Origin of the sequence: Klebsiella oxytoca NBRC 105695 (genome assembly GCF_001598695.1) — a bacterium.
Taxonomy (GTDB): Bacteria; Pseudomonadota; Gammaproteobacteria; order Enterobacterales; family Enterobacteriaceae; genus Klebsiella; species Klebsiella oxytoca.
Map to the genome: position 1 here is coordinate 10,946 of NZ_BCZK01000016.1, position 16,929 is coordinate 27,874.

Annotated in this window: 22 protein-coding genes; 20 read left to right on the top strand and 2 right to left on the bottom strand. The window is 57.9% G+C overall.

All coding sequences use genetic code 11. The features are described from left to right. Positions 1-2: 2 nt before the first annotated feature. From phnF to cbrB (KO1_RS22445), 14 genes are all read left to right on the top strand, one after another. The gene (gene phnF, locus KO1_RS22380) at positions 3-728 is read left to right on the top strand and encodes a phosphonate metabolism transcriptional regulator PhnF (protein ID WP_023329131.1); all 726 of its coding nucleotides are present in this window, start codon (positions 3-5) and stop codon (positions 726-728) included. After that, positions 729-1,181 (top strand): phosphonate C-P lyase system protein PhnG, encoded by a 453-nt coding sequence (gene phnG / locus KO1_RS22385; protein ID WP_004109395.1) that lies wholly within the window; start codon positions 729-731, stop codon positions 1,179-1,181. Further along, the gene (gene phnH / locus KO1_RS22390; RefSeq protein ID WP_004109396.1) at positions 1,178-1,762 is read left to right on the top strand and encodes a phosphonate C-P lyase system protein PhnH; all 585 of its coding nucleotides are present in this window, start codon (positions 1,178-1,180) and stop codon (positions 1,760-1,762) included. The genes phnG and phnH overlap by 4 nt, the downstream gene beginning before the upstream one ends. Next, positions 1,762-2,826, top strand: a complete 1,065-nt coding sequence (locus tag KO1_RS22395) for a carbon-phosphorus lyase complex subunit (protein WP_024273607.1) — start codon at positions 1,762-1,764, stop codon at positions 2,824-2,826. The genes phnH and KO1_RS22395 overlap by 1 nt, the downstream gene beginning before the upstream one ends. Then, positions 2,819-3,667, top strand: a complete 849-nt coding sequence (locus KO1_RS22400; protein WP_004109398.1) for an alpha-D-ribose 1-methylphosphonate 5-phosphate C-P-lyase PhnJ — start codon at positions 2,819-2,821, stop codon at positions 3,665-3,667. The genes KO1_RS22395 and KO1_RS22400 overlap by 8 nt, the downstream gene beginning before the upstream one ends. Further along, positions 3,664-4,422: a phosphonate C-P lyase system protein PhnK gene (gene phnK / locus KO1_RS22405; RefSeq protein WP_004109399.1), complete on the top strand. Its 759-nt coding sequence runs from the start codon at positions 3,664-3,666 to the stop codon at positions 4,420-4,422. The genes KO1_RS22400 and phnK overlap by 4 nt, the downstream gene beginning before the upstream one ends. Positions 4,423-4,617: 195 nt before the next feature. After that, positions 4,618-5,304 carry a phosphonate C-P lyase system protein PhnL gene (gene phnL / locus KO1_RS22410; protein ID WP_053064530.1) on the top strand — a complete coding sequence of 229 codons (687 nt, stop codon included), beginning with the start codon at positions 4,618-4,620 and terminating at the stop codon, positions 5,302-5,304. Next, positions 5,301-6,437: an alpha-D-ribose 1-methylphosphonate 5-triphosphate diphosphatase gene (gene phnM / locus KO1_RS22415; protein WP_016808416.1), complete on the top strand. Its 1,137-nt coding sequence runs from the start codon at positions 5,301-5,303 to the stop codon at positions 6,435-6,437. Before phnL ends, phnM begins: the two co-directional genes overlap by 4 nt. After that, complete coding sequence (gene phnN, locus KO1_RS22420; RefSeq protein WP_053064529.1) at positions 6,437-7,000, top strand: ribose 1,5-bisphosphokinase; 564 nt, start codon at positions 6,437-6,439, stop codon at positions 6,998-7,000. Before phnM ends, phnN begins: the two co-directional genes overlap by 1 nt. Positions 7,001-7,016: 16 nt before the next feature. After that, positions 7,017-7,775 carry a phosphonate metabolism protein PhnP gene (gene phnP / locus KO1_RS22425; RefSeq protein ID WP_053064528.1) on the top strand — a complete coding sequence of 253 codons (759 nt, stop codon included), beginning with the start codon at positions 7,017-7,019 and terminating at the stop codon, positions 7,773-7,775. 70 nt (positions 7,776-7,845) lie between these two features. Continuing rightward, positions 7,846-8,313, top strand: coding sequence for an inner membrane protein CbrB (gene cbrB / locus KO1_RS22430; RefSeq protein ID WP_023329128.1), 468 nt, complete (start codon positions 7,846-7,848; stop codon positions 8,311-8,313). 257 nt (positions 8,314-8,570) lie between these two features. After that, complete coding sequence (locus KO1_RS22435; protein WP_004117295.1) at positions 8,571-8,795, top strand: hypothetical protein; 225 nt, start codon at positions 8,571-8,573, stop codon at positions 8,793-8,795. Continuing rightward, positions 8,795-9,121, top strand: a complete 327-nt coding sequence (locus KO1_RS22440) for a low molecular weight protein tyrosine phosphatase family protein (protein WP_024273604.1) — start codon at positions 8,795-8,797, stop codon at positions 9,119-9,121. Before KO1_RS22435 ends, KO1_RS22440 begins: the two co-directional genes overlap by 1 nt. Positions 9,122-9,213: 92 nt before the next feature. Then, positions 9,214-9,621 carry an inner membrane protein CbrB gene (gene cbrB / locus KO1_RS22445; protein WP_004109407.1) on the top strand — a complete coding sequence of 136 codons (408 nt, stop codon included), beginning with the start codon at positions 9,214-9,216 and terminating at the stop codon, positions 9,619-9,621. On the opposite strand, the gene yjdP is transcribed toward cbrB (KO1_RS22445), so the two are convergent. Together yjdP and rpiB are read right to left on the bottom strand one after the other, a co-directional pair. Next, on the bottom strand, positions 9,615-9,947 hold the full coding sequence (gene yjdP / locus KO1_RS22450; protein WP_004109408.1) for a DDRRRQL repeat protein YjdP: 333 nt from the start codon (positions 9,945-9,947) through the stop codon (positions 9,615-9,617). The two genes, cbrB (KO1_RS22445) and yjdP, sit on opposite strands and share 7 nt — an antisense overlap. A 69-nt stretch (positions 9,948-10,016) precedes the next feature. Next, positions 10,017-10,466: a bifunctional allose-6-phosphate isomerase/ribose-5-phosphate isomerase RpiB gene (gene rpiB / locus KO1_RS22455; protein ID WP_004117284.1), complete on the bottom strand. Its 450-nt coding sequence runs from the start codon at positions 10,464-10,466 to the stop codon at positions 10,017-10,019. 365 nt (positions 10,467-10,831) lie between these two features. Here rpiB and KO1_RS22460 point away from each other — a divergent pair, with 365 nt between their 5' ends. The 6 genes from KO1_RS22460 (at position 10,832) to alsK (ending at position 16,886) form a co-directional block, all read left to right on the top strand. Then, positions 10,832-11,719 (top strand): MurR/RpiR family transcriptional regulator, encoded by an 888-nt coding sequence (locus KO1_RS22460; RefSeq protein ID WP_004137474.1) that lies wholly within the window; start codon positions 10,832-10,834, stop codon positions 11,717-11,719. Between the two features lie 62 nt (positions 11,720-11,781). Then, positions 11,782-12,717, top strand: a complete 936-nt coding sequence (gene alsB, locus KO1_RS22465; RefSeq protein ID WP_004109411.1) for a D-allose transporter substrate-binding protein — start codon at positions 11,782-11,784, stop codon at positions 12,715-12,717. A gap of 76 nt (positions 12,718-12,793) precedes the next feature. Continuing rightward, positions 12,794-14,326, top strand: a complete 1,533-nt coding sequence (alsA, locus tag KO1_RS22470; protein WP_004109412.1) for a D-allose ABC transporter ATP-binding protein AlsA — start codon at positions 12,794-12,796, stop codon at positions 14,324-14,326. Continuing rightward, positions 14,305-15,285 carry a D-allose ABC transporter permease gene (gene alsC, locus KO1_RS22475; protein ID WP_004109413.1) on the top strand — a complete coding sequence of 327 codons (981 nt, stop codon included), beginning with the start codon at positions 14,305-14,307 and terminating at the stop codon, positions 15,283-15,285. Before alsA ends, alsC begins: the two co-directional genes overlap by 22 nt. Positions 15,286-15,295: 10 nt before the next feature. Next, positions 15,296-15,991 carry a D-allulose 6-phosphate 3-epimerase gene (gene alsE, locus KO1_RS22480; protein WP_004109415.1) on the top strand — a complete coding sequence of 232 codons (696 nt, stop codon included), beginning with the start codon at positions 15,296-15,298 and terminating at the stop codon, positions 15,989-15,991. Further along, entirely contained in the window at positions 15,975-16,886 is a 912-nt protein-coding gene (alsK, locus tag KO1_RS22485) for an allose kinase (RefSeq protein ID WP_016808420.1), read from the top strand. The genes alsE and alsK overlap by 17 nt, the downstream gene beginning before the upstream one ends. Positions 16,887-16,929: the final 43 nt, after the last annotated feature.

A 16,929-nucleotide genomic window follows, 5' to 3' on the forward strand; every position in this document is an offset into this window, starting at 1 on the left:
CCATGTACTTATCCAGACATCCGACCAGTTACCCCACGCGATATCAGGAAATTGCCGCCAAACTGGAGCAAGAGCTTTGCCATCATTACCGCTGCGGCGACTATCTGCCCGCCGAGCAGCAGCTGGCGTCCCGCTTTGAGGTTAACCGCCATACCCTGCGCCGGGCCATCGATCAGCTTGTCGAGCGCGGCTGGGTCCAGCGCCGTCAGGGCGTCGGCGTGCTGGTACTGATGCGCCCGATAGATTACCCGCTCAGCGCCCAGGCGCGCTTTAGCCAGAACCTTCTCGAACAGGGCAGCCACCCGACCAGCGAAAAGCTGCTGTCGGTGCTGCGTCCGGCCAGTAGCCAAGTTGCCGACGCGTTTGCCATCAGTGAAGGCGATAACGTCATTCACCTGCGCACCCTGCGCCGCGTGAACGGCGTCGCCCTGTGTCTGATAGACCACTACTTTGCCGACCTGCAGCTATGGCCGGTTCTGCAAACCTTTACCCACGGCTCGCTCCATGATCTGTTGCGCAATCGTCTTGATATCGAACTGACCCGCGTACGCACCAAAATCAGCGCCCGCCGCGCGCAGGCCAAAGAGAGCCGCATTCTCGGCATTCCCAATATGGCGCCGCTGCTGTGCGTGCGCACCCTGAATCATCGCCAGGGCGAGCAGAGCGCGACGGAGTACTCCGTCAGCCTGACCCGCGCCGACATGATTGAATTCACCATGGAGCACTGAATGCACTTTGATACCGCTACCCGCCAGCGCTGGATGTCCGTGCTGGCCCACAGTGACCCACAAGAACTGGCGGCGCGGATGCAAACGCTGCAGCTCGCGCCGCAGTATGAACTGATTCGCGCCCCGGAAACCGGGCTGGTCCAGCTGCAGGCGCGCATGGGCGGCATCGGCGATCGATTTTTCGCCGGAGACGCCACCTTAACCCGCGCCGCTATCCGCCTGGCCGACGGCACGCTCGGCTATAGCTGGATTTTAGGCCGCGATCGTCCGCACGCTGAACGTTGCGCGGCCATCGATGCCCTGATGCAGTCGCCACACCATTTTCACACCCTGATGGAAACCCTGATAACCCCGCTGGAAGAACAACGTAGCGCGCGCATTGAAGCCCGACGCGCCGAAGTCAACGCCAGCCGGGTCGACTTCTTTACTCTGGTTCGCGGAGATAACGCATGACCTTACAACCCGCTTTTACCCTGGCTGTGCAGGATGCCCAGCACAGTTTCCGCCGCCTGCTGAAAGCGATGAGCGAGCCGGGCGTGATTGTCTCCCTGCAGCAGCTTCAGCACGGCTGGCAGCCGCTGAACGTCGCCACCACCAGTCTGCTGCTGACGCTGGTGGATCACGAGACGCCGGTCTGGCTCGCTCCGACGCTGCATAACGATCTGGTCGGCCAGAATTTACGCTTTCATACCGGCGCGCCGCTGGTTGAGCAGCCGCAGCAGGCAACCTTCGCCGTCGCCAGTGACAGCATCAGCGCCGAACAGCTCAACGTGCTCTCCGCCGGTACCGTCGTCGCCCCGGAGACCGGCGTTACGCTGATTGTTCAGCTCGCCAGCCTCAGCGGCGGCCGGATGCTGCGCCTGACCGGCGCCGGGATCGCCGAGGAGCGGATGATCGCCCCGCAGCTGCCGGAATGTATTATTGCAGAGTTAACCGAGCGCCCGCATCCGTTCCCGCTGGGTATCGATCTGATTCTCACCTGCGGCGAACGCCTGCTGGCGATTCCGCGCACCACTCACGTCGAGGTCTGCTAATGTACGTAGCCGTCAAAGGCGGCGAGAAGGCGATCGTCGCCGCTCACGCCCTACAGGAACAGCAACGCCGAGGCGATGGACGGCTTCCTGAAATCAGCGTTGACCAGATTAGCCAACAGCTCAATCTGGCGGTGGATCGGGTCATGACCGAAGGCGGTATCGCCGACCGGGAGCTGGCGGCGCTGGCGCTGAAGCAGGCCAGCGGCGATAGCGTCGAAGCGATTTTTCTGCTGCGCGCTTACCGCACCACGCTGCAAAGACTGGCGGTCAGCGAGCCTGTCGACACCGCCGTTATGCGCCTTGAGCGCCGGATCTCGGCGGTCTATAAAGATATCCCCGGCGGCCAGATGCTCGGCCCGACCTACGATTACACCCACCGTCTGCTCGATTTTACCCTACTGGCCAACGGCGAAACGCCGCCGCTGGCGACCGATAGCGCGCCGCAGGAAGCCACGCCGCACGTTTTTAATCTGCTCGTCCAGCAGGGACTGGCGAAGGCGGAGCAGGATACTGACGCGCAGCCCGACGACATCACCCGCCATCCGCCGGTTTATCCCTGTTCGCGCTCGTCGCGCCTGCAGCAGCTGGTGCGCGGCGACGAGGGCTACCTGCTGGCGCTGGCCTACTCCACCCAGCGCGGCTACGGGCGCAACCATCCGTTTGCCGGGGAAATTCGCAGCGGCTACGTCGCGGTGGAGATCGTCCCGGAAGAGCTGGGCTTCACCGTCACTATTGGCGAACTGTTGATGACCGAATGCGAAATGGTCAACGGCTTTGTCGACCCTCAGGATGAACCGCCGCACTTCACCCGCGGCTACGGCCTGACGTTTGGCATGAGCGAGCGCAAAGCGATGGCGATGGCGCTGGTTGACCGCGCGCTCCAGGCGCCGGAGTACGGCGAAGAGGCGGCGGGTCCGGCCCAGGACGAAGAGTTTGTGCTGGCTCATGCTGATAACGTCGAGGCGGCCGGTTTCGTTTCGCACTTAAAACTCCCCCACTATGTCGATTTCCAGGCCGAACTGGCGCTACTTAAACGCCTGCAACGGGAGAATCAACGTGGCTAACGCACTGACCGGCTACAACTTTGCCTACCTCGACGAGCAAACCAAACGCATGATCCGCCGCGCCATCCTGAAAGCGGTGGCCATCCCCGGCTACCAGGTACCCTTCGGCGGTCGCGAGATGCCGATGCCCTACGGCTGGGGAACCGGCGGTATTCAGCTTACTGCCAGCATTATCGGCGAAAATGATGTGCTGAAGGTGATCGATCAGGGCGCCGACGACACCACCAACGCGGTATCGATTCGTCAGTTTTTCAAACGCGTAACCGGCGTCGCAACCACCGAACGTACCGAGGACGCCACGCTGATCCAGACCCGCCACCGGATCCCGGAAACGCCGCTAACCGAAGATCAGATTCTCATCTTCCAGGTGCCGATCCCGGAACCGCTGCGCTTTATCGAGCCGCGCGAAACCGAAACCCGCACCATGCATGCGCTGGAGGAGTACGGCGTAATGCAGGTGAAGCTGTACGAAGATATCGCCCGCTTCGGCCATATCGCCACCACCTACGCCTACCCGGTGAAGGTCAACGGCCGCTACGTCATGGACCCATCGCCGATTCCGAAATTTGATAATCCGAAGATGCATATGATGCCTGCGCTACAGCTGTTCGGCGCCGGGCGCGAAAAACGCATCTATGCGGTGCCGCCTTATACCCCGGTGGAGAGCCTCGATTTCGACGATCATCCGTTTACCGTTCAGGAGTGGGATGAACCCTGTGCGATCTGCGGCTCACGCCACAGCTATCTTGATGAAGTGGTGCTCGACGACAGCGGCAAGCGGATGTTTGTCTGCTCCGATACCGACTATTGCCGCCAACAGTGCGAGGAGCAGAAAAAATGAGCTATCCGTTACTGGCGGTGAATAACCTGACCCACCTCTATGCGCCGGGTAAAGGCTTCAGCGACGTATCGTTCGAGCTGTGGCCGGGAGAAGTGCTGGGTATCGTTGGCGAGTCCGGCTCCGGTAAAACCACCCTTCTACAGGCGATTTCCGCCCGCCTGACGCCGCAGCAGGGTGAAGTGCGGTACCAGAATCGTTCGCTGTACGCGATGAGCGAAGCGGATCGCCGTCGCCTGCTGCGCACCGAGTGGGGCGTGGTGCATCAGCATCCGATGGACGGGCTGCGTCGCCAGGTGTCGGCCGGCGGCAATATCGGCGAGCGCCTGATGGCGATCGGCGCCCGTCACTACGGCCACATTCGCACCACCGCCGGGCAGTGGTTACAGGAGGTGGAGATCCCGCCTTCGCGCATTGACGACCTGCCCACCACCTTTTCCGGCGGCATGCAGCAGCGTCTGCAAATCGCCCGCAATCTGGTGACGCAGCCGAAGCTGGTGTTTATGGATGAACCTACCGGCGGGCTGGACGTGTCGGTGCAGGCGCGCCTGCTCGATCTGCTGCGCGGCCTGGTCGTGGAGCTCAATCTGGCGGTAGTCATTGTGACCCACGACCTCGGCGTTGCCCGCCTGCTGGCTAACCGTCTGCTGGTGATGAAACAGGGGCAGGTGGTGGAAAGCGGCTTAACCGACCGGGTGCTCGACGATCCCCATCATCCTTACACCCAGCTGCTGGTGTCGTCGGTATTGCAGAACTGAGCGTATGTCCACTCCCGGCGGCGCTGCGCTGACCGTGCTACGGGTGACGGACCGTCTGCGAGCCGGTAGCACGGACAGGCGCAACGCGCCGTCTCCGGCGATCCCCGGTCGCGCTTCGTGAATTAATGCATCAGGTAGCCCGGATAAGGCGTTCACGCCGCGATCCGGGGAAATTCAGGCACGATGAGGCTAAAAATGAACGCCATTCGCGTGGAAAACATCCATAAAACCTTTGTTCTGCACCAGCAGAACGGCGTGCGTCTGCCGGTACTCGCCGGCGCCTCGCTGAGCGTAAACGTCGGCGAATGCGTGGTGCTGCACGGCCACTCCGGCAGCGGAAAATCGACCCTGCTGCGTTCGCTGTACGCCAACTATCTCCCCGATAGCGGCCACATCTATATCCGCCACGGCGATGAATGGGTGGATCTGGTCACCGCCACGCCGCGCCAAGTCCTGGAAGTGCGTAAAACCACCATCGGCTGGGTTAGCCAGTTTCTGCGAGTGATCCCGCGCATCTCCGCCCTCGACGTCGTCATGCAGCCGCTGCTCGAGCTGGGCATCCCGCGCGAAGAGAGCGCCGGTAAAGCCGCCCGCCTGCTGACGCGCCTGAACGTGCCCGAACGTCTGTGGCACCTCGCCCCCTCGACCTTTTCCGGCGGCGAACAGCAGCGGGTCAATATCGCCCGCGGCTTCGCGGTAGACTACCCGATCTTGCTTCTCGACGAACCCACCGCCTCGCTGGACGACAAAAACCGCGCCGCCGTGGTGGAACTGATCCAGGAAGCCAAAGCCCGCGGCGCGTCGATCGTCGGCATTTTCCACGACGAGGCCACGCGTAAACAGGTCGCCGACCGCCTGCACCCCATGGGGATTTCAGCATGATTATCAACAACGTAAAGCTGGTCCTCGAAGACGAGGTGGTTAACGGTTCGCTGGAGGTGCGGGACGGCAGAATTTCAGCCTTTGCCGAAAGCCAGAGCCGGCTGGCGGAGGCCATTGACGGCGACGGCGGCTGGCTGCTGCCGGGACTTATCGAGCTCCATACCGACAACCTGGACAAGTTTTTCACCCCGCGACCGAAGGTGGACTGGCCCGCCCACTCGGCGATGAGCAGCCACGACGCGCTGATGGTCGCCAGCGGCATCACCACCGTGCTGGATGCCGTGGCTATTGGCGATGTCCGCGACGGCGGCGATCGTCTGGAGAACCTGGAAAAGATGATCAATGCCGTGGAGGAGACGCAAAAGCGGGGCCTCAACCGCGCCGAACACCGGCTGCATCTGCGCTGCGAACTGCCGCATCACACCACTCTGCCGCTGTTCGAGAAGCTGGTTGGCCGCGAACCGGTGAGCATGGTCTCCCTGATGGATCACTCCCCTGGCCAGCGCCAGTACGCCGACCGCAGCAAATACCGCGACTACTACCAGGGCAAATACCATCTGACCAACGAACAGATGGACGCCTTCGAAGAGGAGCAGATGGCGCTGGCGGCTGCCTGGTCACAGCCCAACCGGCAGCGCATCGCCGCGATCTGCCGCGAGCGGAATATCGCGCTGGCCAGCCACGATGACGCTACCTGCGAACATGTGCTCGAGTCACGCCAGCTTGGCAGCGTTATCGCCGAATTTCCCACCACTATCGCCGCAGCGCAGGCCTCGCGCCAGCATGGGATGAGCGTCCTGATGGGCGCACCGAATATCGTGCGCGGCGGCTCGCACTCCGGGAACGTCGCCGCCCATCATCTGGCGGCCAGTGGACTGCTGGATATTCTCTCCTCCGACTATTATCCCGCCAGCCTGCTGGATGCCGCTTTCCGCATCGCTGACGACGAGGGCAACGCTTTTACCCTCGCGCAGGCTATTCGTCTGGTAAGTCAAAACCCGGCGCAGGCGCTGGGGCTGCACGACCGCGGGGCGATTGCCGAAGGTAAGCGGGCGGACCTGGTGCTGGCGCGCCGTCACGGCGAGCATATCCATATCGATCACGTCTGGCGGCAAGGTAAGAGGGTCTTCTGATGGCAGGAAAACTGATTTGGCTGGTCGGTGCCTCCGGCTCCGGTAAAGACAGCCTGCTGGCGGCGCTGCGCCAGCGTGAGCATCCGCAGCTGCTGGTAGCGCACCGCTACATTACTCGTTCGCCCAATGCGGCCGGTGAAAACCATATCGCCCTCAGCGAGCGAGAGTTTTTTACCCGCGCCGAGCAGCATCTGTTTGCCCTCAGCTGGCATGCAAACCACCATTACTACGGTATTGGCATCGAGATTGACCTGTGGCTGCACGCCGGGTTCGACGTGGTCGCTAACGGTTCACGCGCGCACCTTGCGCAAGCGCAGGCGCGCTATGCTGACGCCCTCCTGCCTATCTGTTTGCAGGTTTCACCGGAGGTGCTCAGACAACGCCTGGCGCGGCGCGGGCGGGAGAACGAAACAGAAATCGCCCAGCGCCTGGCGCGCGCGGCGCGCTATACGCCGAGCGCGTGTCTGACGCTAAATAACGATGGTCGCCTTAGCCAGTCGGTGGACGCTCTGGTTTCGCTGATTCGCATTCACGGCAACCAACGCGAACGGCAGCCAGCCTGACGCGCGAGGAGAAAGCATGAGCCTGAGTATCCGCTTAACCGGCACCGGCGGCGCGCAGCTGGTGCCGGTTTTTGGCTGCGATTGCCCCGCCTGTCGCCGCGCCCGCGCCGACGAAGCACAACGTCGTCGCCCCTGTAGCGCGATAGTTAAATTCAATAGCGCGGTGACGCTGCTCGATGCCGGGCTGCCGGATCTGATGACGCAGTGGCCCGCCGGCAGCTTTCAGCAGTTTCTGCTCACCCATTATCATATGGATCACGTACAGGGGCTGTTCCCCTTGCGCTGGGGCGTGGGCGAATCCATTGCGGTATACGGCCCCCCGGATGATCAGGGCTGCGATGACCTGTTTAAGCATCCGGGCCTGCTGGATTTCAGCCACACCGTCGAACCATTTGTGCGGTTTGAACTTCAAGGATTGCGCGTCACGCCGCTGCCGTTGAATCACTCAAGGCTCACGTTTGGCTATCTGCTGGAGTCGGCCCATAGCCGGGTCGCCTGGCTCTCCGATACCGCCGCGCTGCCGGAAAAAACGCTGAAGTTCCTGCTGAATAATCAGCCGCAGCTTATCATCATCGACTGTAGCCACGAGCCGCGCCCGCAGCCGCCGCGCAACCACTGCGACCTGAACACCGTGCGGGCCATTAACCAGGTCATCGGCTGCCCGCGAGTGATCCTCACTCATATTAGCCACCGCTTCGACGCGTGGATGATGGAGCACTCTCTGCCGGCGGGGTTTGAAGCGGGATTTGACGGCATGGAGATTGTGCTGCCTTAACCAAACTTCATCATCCCTTCACTTAACCTCACTATCTTCCCTGCGGACTTAACCATCTGAAGGGATTCACATGACCACAACACGACGCACGCTTCGCCATGCCTGCTGGTATGCATTCATTGGCCCCTATATTGGCCTGCTGTGGGCCATCGTCGCCATCGTCATACAGTCGCGCCGTTCGGTGGGTAGTTTCTTTGAATTTGTCTTTTCTGAACTGCCGTATTTTCTCATCGTCCCCTGGGCTGCTGGCGCCATCCCGGCGCTACTGACCGGGATCGCCGTCGCTTTTTTGCCCACGGGTATTCATGCGATTCATTACCGGCGTATCCTCGCCAGCGCGACCATTGGCCTGGCCATATGCGCGGCAATACCGCTAACCGGCGTGCTGCTTTTCTCCGATACCGATCTGACGACCTTTATTCTGCGTGGTCATGGGTTCCGGGTAATCGCAGGTTCTGGCCTGTTCTCCGGACTGATTATGGGATGGCTGATAGCCTATCTGCCGGGCAGGGAGCAGAGAAAAACGCCAAATGAATAAGTTCCTGCATCATATCGGCTGGTTTGCGGAGCTAGGGCCGATGATTCCCAGGCTTCCGCCGCGGATCGCGGCACATCGGTAACCCTTATCCAGACGGCCCGGCTCCTCCGACGACCGCACACCAGCAGCCCCTGCCCCGGTATTCAACACGCGTGAAAACGCTGGATAAAGAGCCCCTGGCAGCGTTAACATAGCGGCGCTTTCCTCTCCGTATTATCGCGGCTGCTGAACCCGATTAATCTGAGAGAGAAAAGACCATGGAAACAACCCGTAGCCGGGACTGGCGCATGGCGCAAAAGCAGCGCAATAAGTCTCGCGATGTTCACACCGCCCTCTTACGTTTTCGTCGCGAGAAAAACTGGAAGCATCTCTATTTGCGTTCAGAAAAATTGCTACGCGCCGCGCAGCTGGGAATGGAATATCCCCGTAAAACTCGTCGCCAGCTGGCGCATCAGGGAATGGAAGAGCTGTTATCGAATTGATCAACGTGCTGTTTGTTTGTAGCCGCAATCAATGGCGAAGCCCGACGGCGGAACAGGTGTTCCGCCGTTATCCTGGCATGAACGTGCGCTCTGCGGGCACGAGCCGGAACGCCAGAAAAACCCTTACTCCTGAACTGATTAACTGGGCGGATATTATCTGCGTGATGGAGCAGAAACATAAAAATCGACTGGTCGCTGAATATCGTCGCCTGGTCGAAAATAAACCGCTTTACGTGCTGGATATCCCCGACGACTACCGCTATATGGACCCCGAACTTGTCGCCCTGCTGAAAGAGCTGGTCCCCGCCCTGCCCGAACTGAGCTAATTTTCTATCACCGTTTTACCCTGACTTCATCCTCGCTTCACAGTAGTGAAATACCTTTCCCGACGGACAAAAAAACAGGGAAGGAAACGATCGTGACAGGACGAATGATTCATCATGCAGGCTGGTTCGTGGCCCTTGGGCCGTTAATACCGCTACCGCTCATTCTCTTTTTACCCAGGGTCATCTCAGTTGATGAGCTCCTCAATCATCTTCCGGAAGTATTATCCCTCACCTGGGGTATTGGCTTTTTACCCGCATTGTTAACCGGCATTTTCATGGCTATCCTGACGGGCCACGCTGATTGCGCCTGGTACTATCGAATGCTGGCAGGCGGGATTGCCGGGCCTCTGATAACGGCCATTTGCTGCGGCATCATCGGCGCCTTTATTCCGATGTTTTTCTATTTAATCCCGCTGTTGCTTATCTCGGCGCTGCCGTCCGGCATCGTTATGGGGCTGCTGATTCCCTGGCTCCCGCCGCGGATCGCCCGGCATCAGTAATCATCATCCAGACGACGCCAGTCGTTTTCTAACTGTCGCCGATCGCTGTCCAGCTGGCGCTGACGCTCGTCAAGCTGGCGGCGGCGATCTTCAAGCTGTCGTCGTCTGTCTTCATACTGCCGCTGGCGATCGGCGCTTTGCTGACGGCTGCCCTGATAGCGCCCATCATCGTAGTCATCGTCGTCGGAACGGCTATCGCCCGGGTGGTAAGCATCGTTAATAGCCTGCTGAATATTGCCGATAGCGTCGTCGATCACATCGGCGTGCGCCAGCTGGCCGGCGAGGGATAGGGTGCAAAAAAGCAAAGCGGTAGTATAACGTTTCATAAAGCCAGTCTCATCGGTGGGCTGGCTTTACGTTAATCAAGCGCTACCGCGGCGAGTAGCGGAGGAATCTCAAATCCGCTGTTGCTCAATCGCGCCGATCGCGTCTACCCGCCCCTGGTGGCGCCCGCCCTCGAATTCGGCATCCAGCCAGGCATCGACGATCATTTTTGCCAGTTCAAGGCCGATCACCCGCGCGCCAAAGGCCAGAATATTGGTGTTATTATGCTGCCGTGAAAGCTGCGCCGAGTAGGGCTCGCTGCACACCACCGCCCGAATACCGGGATGCTTATTGGCAGCGATAGAGATGCCGACGCCGGTGCCGCAGATCAGGATCCCGCCGTCGACCTCACCAGCGGCAACGGACTCAGCGACGGCGCTGGCATAGCGCGGATAATCGGTACGTTCCGTAGACCATGCGCCTTTATCCACGACGTCAATCCCGCGCTGGCGCAGATGCGCAACGATATCGTCTTTCAGGATAAAACCGACATGATCGCAGCCAAATGCAATCCTTTTCATACTTAGCCTCGCCTGTTGTTAACTTTACAAGGATGGTTGGCGTTGTGATTTAAACGCCTAAAAATGCCCCTGGAAACGCTGAAAATAGCATCATCCGGCTCCTTTCTACACGCTGATATTTTACAAATCAAGTCGAAAACGTTATTTAACGCCATATGCACTTTTCAGAAAAAGAACCATATAAATCACACAATAGTATGATTTATAATGAATTTATTGCATGTAAAAGTAAAAATGAATTTTAGCAAAACTTCACAATAAACATAACTTTATAAAAAAATAAATTTTGTGAAGTTGGCGGTATCTTTTTTGTTTTGCCTGTGGTGATATAGTGTCGTCTTCATTTTATGGACAAAGAGAAAGCGATGAGTCAGTCAGAATCCAGTTCGCTCCCTAACGGTATCGGCCTTGCCCCCTGGCTTCGCATGAAGCAGGAAGGCATGACCGAAAACGAGAGCCGTATCGTCGAATGGTTGCTTACCCCCGGCAATCTCAGCGATGCGCCGGCCATTAAAGACGTCGCGGAAGCGCTGTCGGTATCAGAAGCCATGATCGTTAAGGTTTCTAAGCTGCTCGGGTTTAGCGGTTTTCGTAACCTTCGCAGCGCGCTGGAGGCCTACTTTTCGCAATCTGAGCAGGTGCTACCGACCGAGCTCTCCTTTGATGAAGCGCCGCAGGATGTGGTGAACAAGGTGTTTAACATCACTCTGCGCACCATTATGGAAGGCCAGTCGATCGTTAACGTCGACGAGATTCACCGCGCGGCGCGCTTTTTCGCTCAGGCTAACCAGCGCGATCTTTACGGCGCGGGCGGCTCCAACGCCATCTGCGCCGACGTGCAGCATAAATTTTTACGTATCGGCGTGCGCTGCCAGGCCTACCCGGACGCGCATATCATGATGATGTCCGCCTCGTTGCTGAAAGAAGGCGATGTGGTGCTGGTGGTTTCACACTCCGGGCGCACCAGCGATATTAAATCCGCGGTGGAGCTGGCTAAAAAGAACGGGGCAAAAATTATTTGCATCACCCACAGCTATCATTCGCCGATTGCCAAATTAGCTGATTTTATTATTTGTTCGCCAGCACCAGAGACGCCTTTATTAGGCCGAAACGCCTCAGCGCGTATATTACAACTGACATTATTAGATGCATTCTTTGTTTCCGTTGCCCAGCTTAATATTGAACAAGCGAATTTAAACATGCAAAAAACCGGCGCAATTGTTAATTTCTTTTCTCCAGGCGCGCTGAAGTAAATAAAAGCCGATCCCACATCAGTGGGATCAATAAAATTGTATCTTACACCGAGAGTATTGATATGAATAAATATCTGAAACTTTTCAGCGGCGCGGCTATGGGCGTAATGTTATCCACCAGCGCCTTTGCCGCCGCCGATTATGCCGTGGTCTTAAAAACCTTATCCAACCCATTCTGGGTGGATATGAAAAAGGGTATTGAAGACGAAGCCAAAACCCTGGGCGTGAGCGTCGATATTTTTGCCTCACCTTCTGAAGGGGATTTTCAGTCGCAGCTGCAGCTGTTTGAAGACCTGAGCAATAAAAACTACAAAGGTATCGCCTTTGCGCCCCTCTCATCGGTAAACCTGGTGATGCCGGTGGCTAAAGCCTGGAAAAAGGGCATCTATCTGGTCAACCTCGATGAAAAAATCGATATGGATAACCTGAAGAAAGCCGGCGGCAACGTAGAAGGTTTTGTCACCACCGATAACGTGGCGGTCGGGGCGAAAGGCGCAGAGTTTATCATCGACAAACTGGGTGCTGAAGGCGGCGAAGTCGCTATTATCGAAGGCAAAGCCGGTAACGCGTCCGGTGAGGCCCGCCGCAATGGCGCCACCGAAGCTTTCAAAAAAGCGAGTCAAATCAAGCTGGTTGCCAGTCAGCCTGCCGACTGGGACCGCATCAAGGCGCTGGACGTCGCCACCAACGTGCTGCAGCGTAACCCGAACGTTAAAGCGATCTACTGCGCCAACGACACCATGGCAATGGGCGTCGCCCAGGCCGTCGCGAATGCCGGCAAAACCGGCAAGGTACTGGTAGTCGGTACCGACGGCATTCCTGAAGCGCGCAAAATGGTCGAAGCCGGACAGATGACCGCCACAGTCGCCCAGAACCCGGCGGATATTGGCGCTACGGGTCTTAAGCTGATGGTCGATGCTGAGAAGAGCGGCAAAGTCATCCCTCTGGATAAAGCCCCGCAGTTTAAGCTGGTGGACTCCATTCTGGTGACGAAATAAGACTGACCTTGTACTGACGGTTGCCCTCACCCCGACCCTCTCCCCCACGGAGAGGGTGAAAATATAAGGAAAATCTATGCTCACGCCATATATTTCAATGGCGGGGATCGGCAAATCCTTTGGCCCGGTTCACGCATTAAAATCGGTTGATTTAACTATTTACCCCCATGAAATACATGCGTTATTAGGGGAAAATGGTGCCGGTAAATCAACGCTGATGAAAGTTCTGTCGGGAATACATGAACCGACCAAAGGCACCATTACGATTAATAACGTTAACTACGACAAGCTTGATCATAAATTAGCGGCCCAGCTCGGCATTGGAATTATTTATCAGGAACTCAGCGTCATTGATGAATTAACGGTGCTGGAGAATTTATATATTGGCCGCCATCTGACGAAAAAAGTCTGCGGCGTCAACGTGATCGACTGGAAAGAAATGCGCGTGCGGGCGGCGATGATGCTGCTGCGCGTCGGGCTAAAGATCGACTTAGACGAAAAGGTGGCAAACCTCTCCATCAGCCACAAGCAGATGCTGGAAATCGCCAAGACGCTGATGCTTGATGCCAAAGTTCTGATCATGGATGAACCGACCTCCTCGCTGACCAATAAAGAGGTGGACTATCTGTTTCTGATCATGAATCAGCTGCGGAAAGAGGGCACCGCCATTGTCTATATCTCACACAAGCTGGCGGAAATACGCCGCATCTGCGACCGCTACACGGTCATGAAAGACGGCAGCAGCGTCTGCAGCGGGATGGTCAGCGAAGTGAATAACGATGACATCGTTCGTCTGATGGTTGGCCGCGAACTGCAAAACCGCTTCAACGCCATGAAAGAGAGCACCGGCAATATCGCCCGCGAGACGGTGTTTGAAGTGAAAAACGTCACCAGCCATGACAAGAAAAAGGTACGCGATATCTCGTTTAGCGTGAATCGCGGCGAAATTCTCGGTTTTGCCGGACTGGTCGGTTCCGGGCGCACCGAGCTGATGGACTGCCTGTTTGGGGTTGATAAGCGTAGCAGCGGTGAAATTTACCTCAACGGCAAAGCGATCTCCCCCCGCTCGCCGCTGGACGCCTTAAAGAAAGGCATGGGCTACATCACCGAAAGCCGCCGGGAAAACGGCTTTTTCCCCAATTTTTCTATCGCCCAGAATATGGCAGTCAGCCAGAGCCTGAAGCGCGGCGGCTACAAAGGGGCCATGGGGTTGTTCCGCGAAGGCGACGAACGCAAAACGGCGGAAGAGCAGCGCAAGCTGCTGGCGCTGAAGTGCCATTCGGTCGATCAGAACATTACCGAGCTATCCGGCGGTAACCAGCAGAAGGTGCTGATATCGAAATGGCTATGCTGCAGCCCCGAAGTGATCATTTTTGACGAGCCGACGCGCGGTATCGACGTGGGCGCAAAAGCCGAAATTTATAAAGTGATGCGCCAGCTGGCCGATGACGGAAAAGTCATCCTGATGGTGTCATCCGAACTACCTGAAATTATCGCCGTCTGCGACCGCATTGCCGTGTTCTGCGAAGGGCGACTGACGCAAATCCTGACCAATCGCGACGATATGAGCGAAGAGGAGATTATGGCATGGGCACTACCACAAGAGTAAAAGGCGATATGGACGAGAAAAAACCGTTTAACTTCGCGCTGTTCTGGGATAAATACGGCACCTTTTTTATCCTCGCTATCATCGTCGCCATCTTCGGCACCCTGTCGTCAGAGTACTTCCTGACGACCAACAACATTACGCAGATCTTTGTCCAGAGTTCGGTCACCGTGCTGATCGGCATGGGCGAGTTCTTCGCGATCCTCGTCGCCGGGATCGACCTGTCGGTCGGGGCGATCCTCGCGCTCTCCGGGATGGTCACCGCCAAGCTGATGCTGGCGGGCGTTGACCCGTTCCTTGCGGCGCTGATCGGCGGCGTGCTGGTCGGCGGCGCGCTGGGCGCCATCAACGGCTGTCTGGTCAACTGGACCGGGCTGCATCCGTTCATTATTACCCTCGGCACCAACGCCATCTTCCGCGGTATCACGCTGGTTATCTCTGATGCCAACTCGGTGTACGGCTTTTCATTTGATTTCGTTAACTTCTTTGCCGCCACGCCGCTGGGCATCCCGGTGCCGGTGATCTTCTCGCTGATTGTGGCGCTGATCCTGTGGTTCCTGACCACCCGTATGCGCGTCGGCCGCAATATCTACGCGCTGGGCGGCAACAAAAACTCCGCTTTCTACTCCGGTATCGACGTCAAGTTTCACATGCTGCTGGTGTTCATCATTTCCGGTATTTGCGCCGGACTGGCGGGCGTGGTCTCCACCGCGCGTCTCGGCGCAGCAGAGCCGCTGGCCGGTATGGGCTTTGAAACCTACGCCATCGCCAGCGCCATCATCGGCGGTACCAGCTTCTTCGGCGGCAAAGGACGCATCTTCTCGGTGGTCATCGGCGGCCTGATTATCGGCACCATCAATAACGGACTGAACATTCTGCAAGTACAAACCTACTACCAGCTGGTGGTAATGGGCGGATTAATCATCGCGGCTGTCGCCCTCGACCGTCTTATCAGTAAGTAAGGAATTTATCATGAAAATTGCTCCCTCTTTAATGTGTATGGATCTGCTGAAATTTAAAGAACAGATCGAGTTTATCGACCAGCATGCAGACTATTTTCACATCGATATCATGGACGGTCATTTTGTGCCGAACCTGACCCTGTCGCCGTTTTTCGTCGGCCAGGTCAAAAAGCTGGCCAGCAAACCGCTGGATTGCCATCTGATGGTCACTCGCCCGCAGGATTACATTAGCCAGCTGGCGCAGGCGGGGGCGGATTTTATCACCCTGCATCCGGAAACCATCAACGGCCAGGCCTTCCGCCTGATCGAAGAAATTCGACGCCACGGTATGAAAGTCGGGCTGATCCTTAACCCGGAAACCCCGGTTGAGACCATGAAGTACTACATTCATAAAGCCGACAAAATCACGGTGATGACCGTCGATCCGGGCTTTGCCGGACAGCCATTTATCCCGGAAATGCTGGAGAAAATCGCTGAACTTAAAGCCTGGCGCGAGCGCGAAGGGCTGAACTACGAGATCGAAATCGATGGCTCCTGCAATAAAGCCACCTATGAAAAACTGATGGCGGCGGGCGCGGACGTCTTTATCGTCGGCACTTCAGGCCTCTTTAATCACGCCGAGAAGATTGAAGAGGCGTGGCAGATCATGGTCGAGCAAATTCTGGCGGCAAAAAACGAGGTACAGCCTCATGCAAAAACAGCGTAACGTCGTCGCGGGCGTGGATATGGGAGCGACTCATATCCGTTTTTGCCTGCAAACGGCGCAGGGCGAAGCGCTGCACTGCGAAAAGCTGCGTACCGCGGAGGTGATTAACGCCGACGGCCTGGTTAACGGCATTAAAAACCTGCTACAGCAGCAGCTAAACCAACATGATGCCCGCTGCTGCGGGCTGGTTATGGGGTTTCCGGCGCTGGTGGCAAAAGACAAGCGGACGATTATCTCCACCCCCAACCTGCCTCTGGCCGCTGACGATCTGTATAACCTGGCGGACCGGCTGGAAGCGGCGCTGGGCTGCCCGGTGGAGTTTTCCCGCGATGTGAATCTGCAGCTCTCTTTTGATGTGCAGCAGAACGGCCTGCAGGAGCAGGAGGTGCTGGCGGCCTATCTTGGCACCGGTATGGGCTTCGCGGTCTGGCTAAACGGCGGGCCGTGGACCGGCGCCCACGGCGTGGCGGGCGAGCTGGGGCATATCCCCCAGGGCGATGACGCCCTCACCTGCGCCTGCGGCAACCCCGCCTGTCTGGAAACCGTCTGCTCCGGCATTGCGCTAAAGCGCTGGTATGAACAGCAGCCGCGCGCGTACGAACTGGGCGAGCTGTTCGTTCATGCCGCACAGGAGCCGTTTGTGCAGCAGTTGCTGAATCATGCCGCCCGCGCCATCGCCACCAGTATTAACCTGTTCGACCCCGATGCGGTGATCCTCGGCGGCGGCGTAATGGATATGCCCGCTTTCCCGCGCGACGCCCTAATCACCAGGGTTAAAACCTACGTTCGCCGTCCGCTACCGTTTCAGGCCGTACGCTTTATCGCCGCTTCCTCCTCGGCGTTTAACGGCGCCCGGGGCGCGGCGGCGCTGGCGAGAAGCCGTTATTTGACCTAGCCCAATAAGCGCAGCACCGCTTTCAAGCCTGCCCGCTATCCTC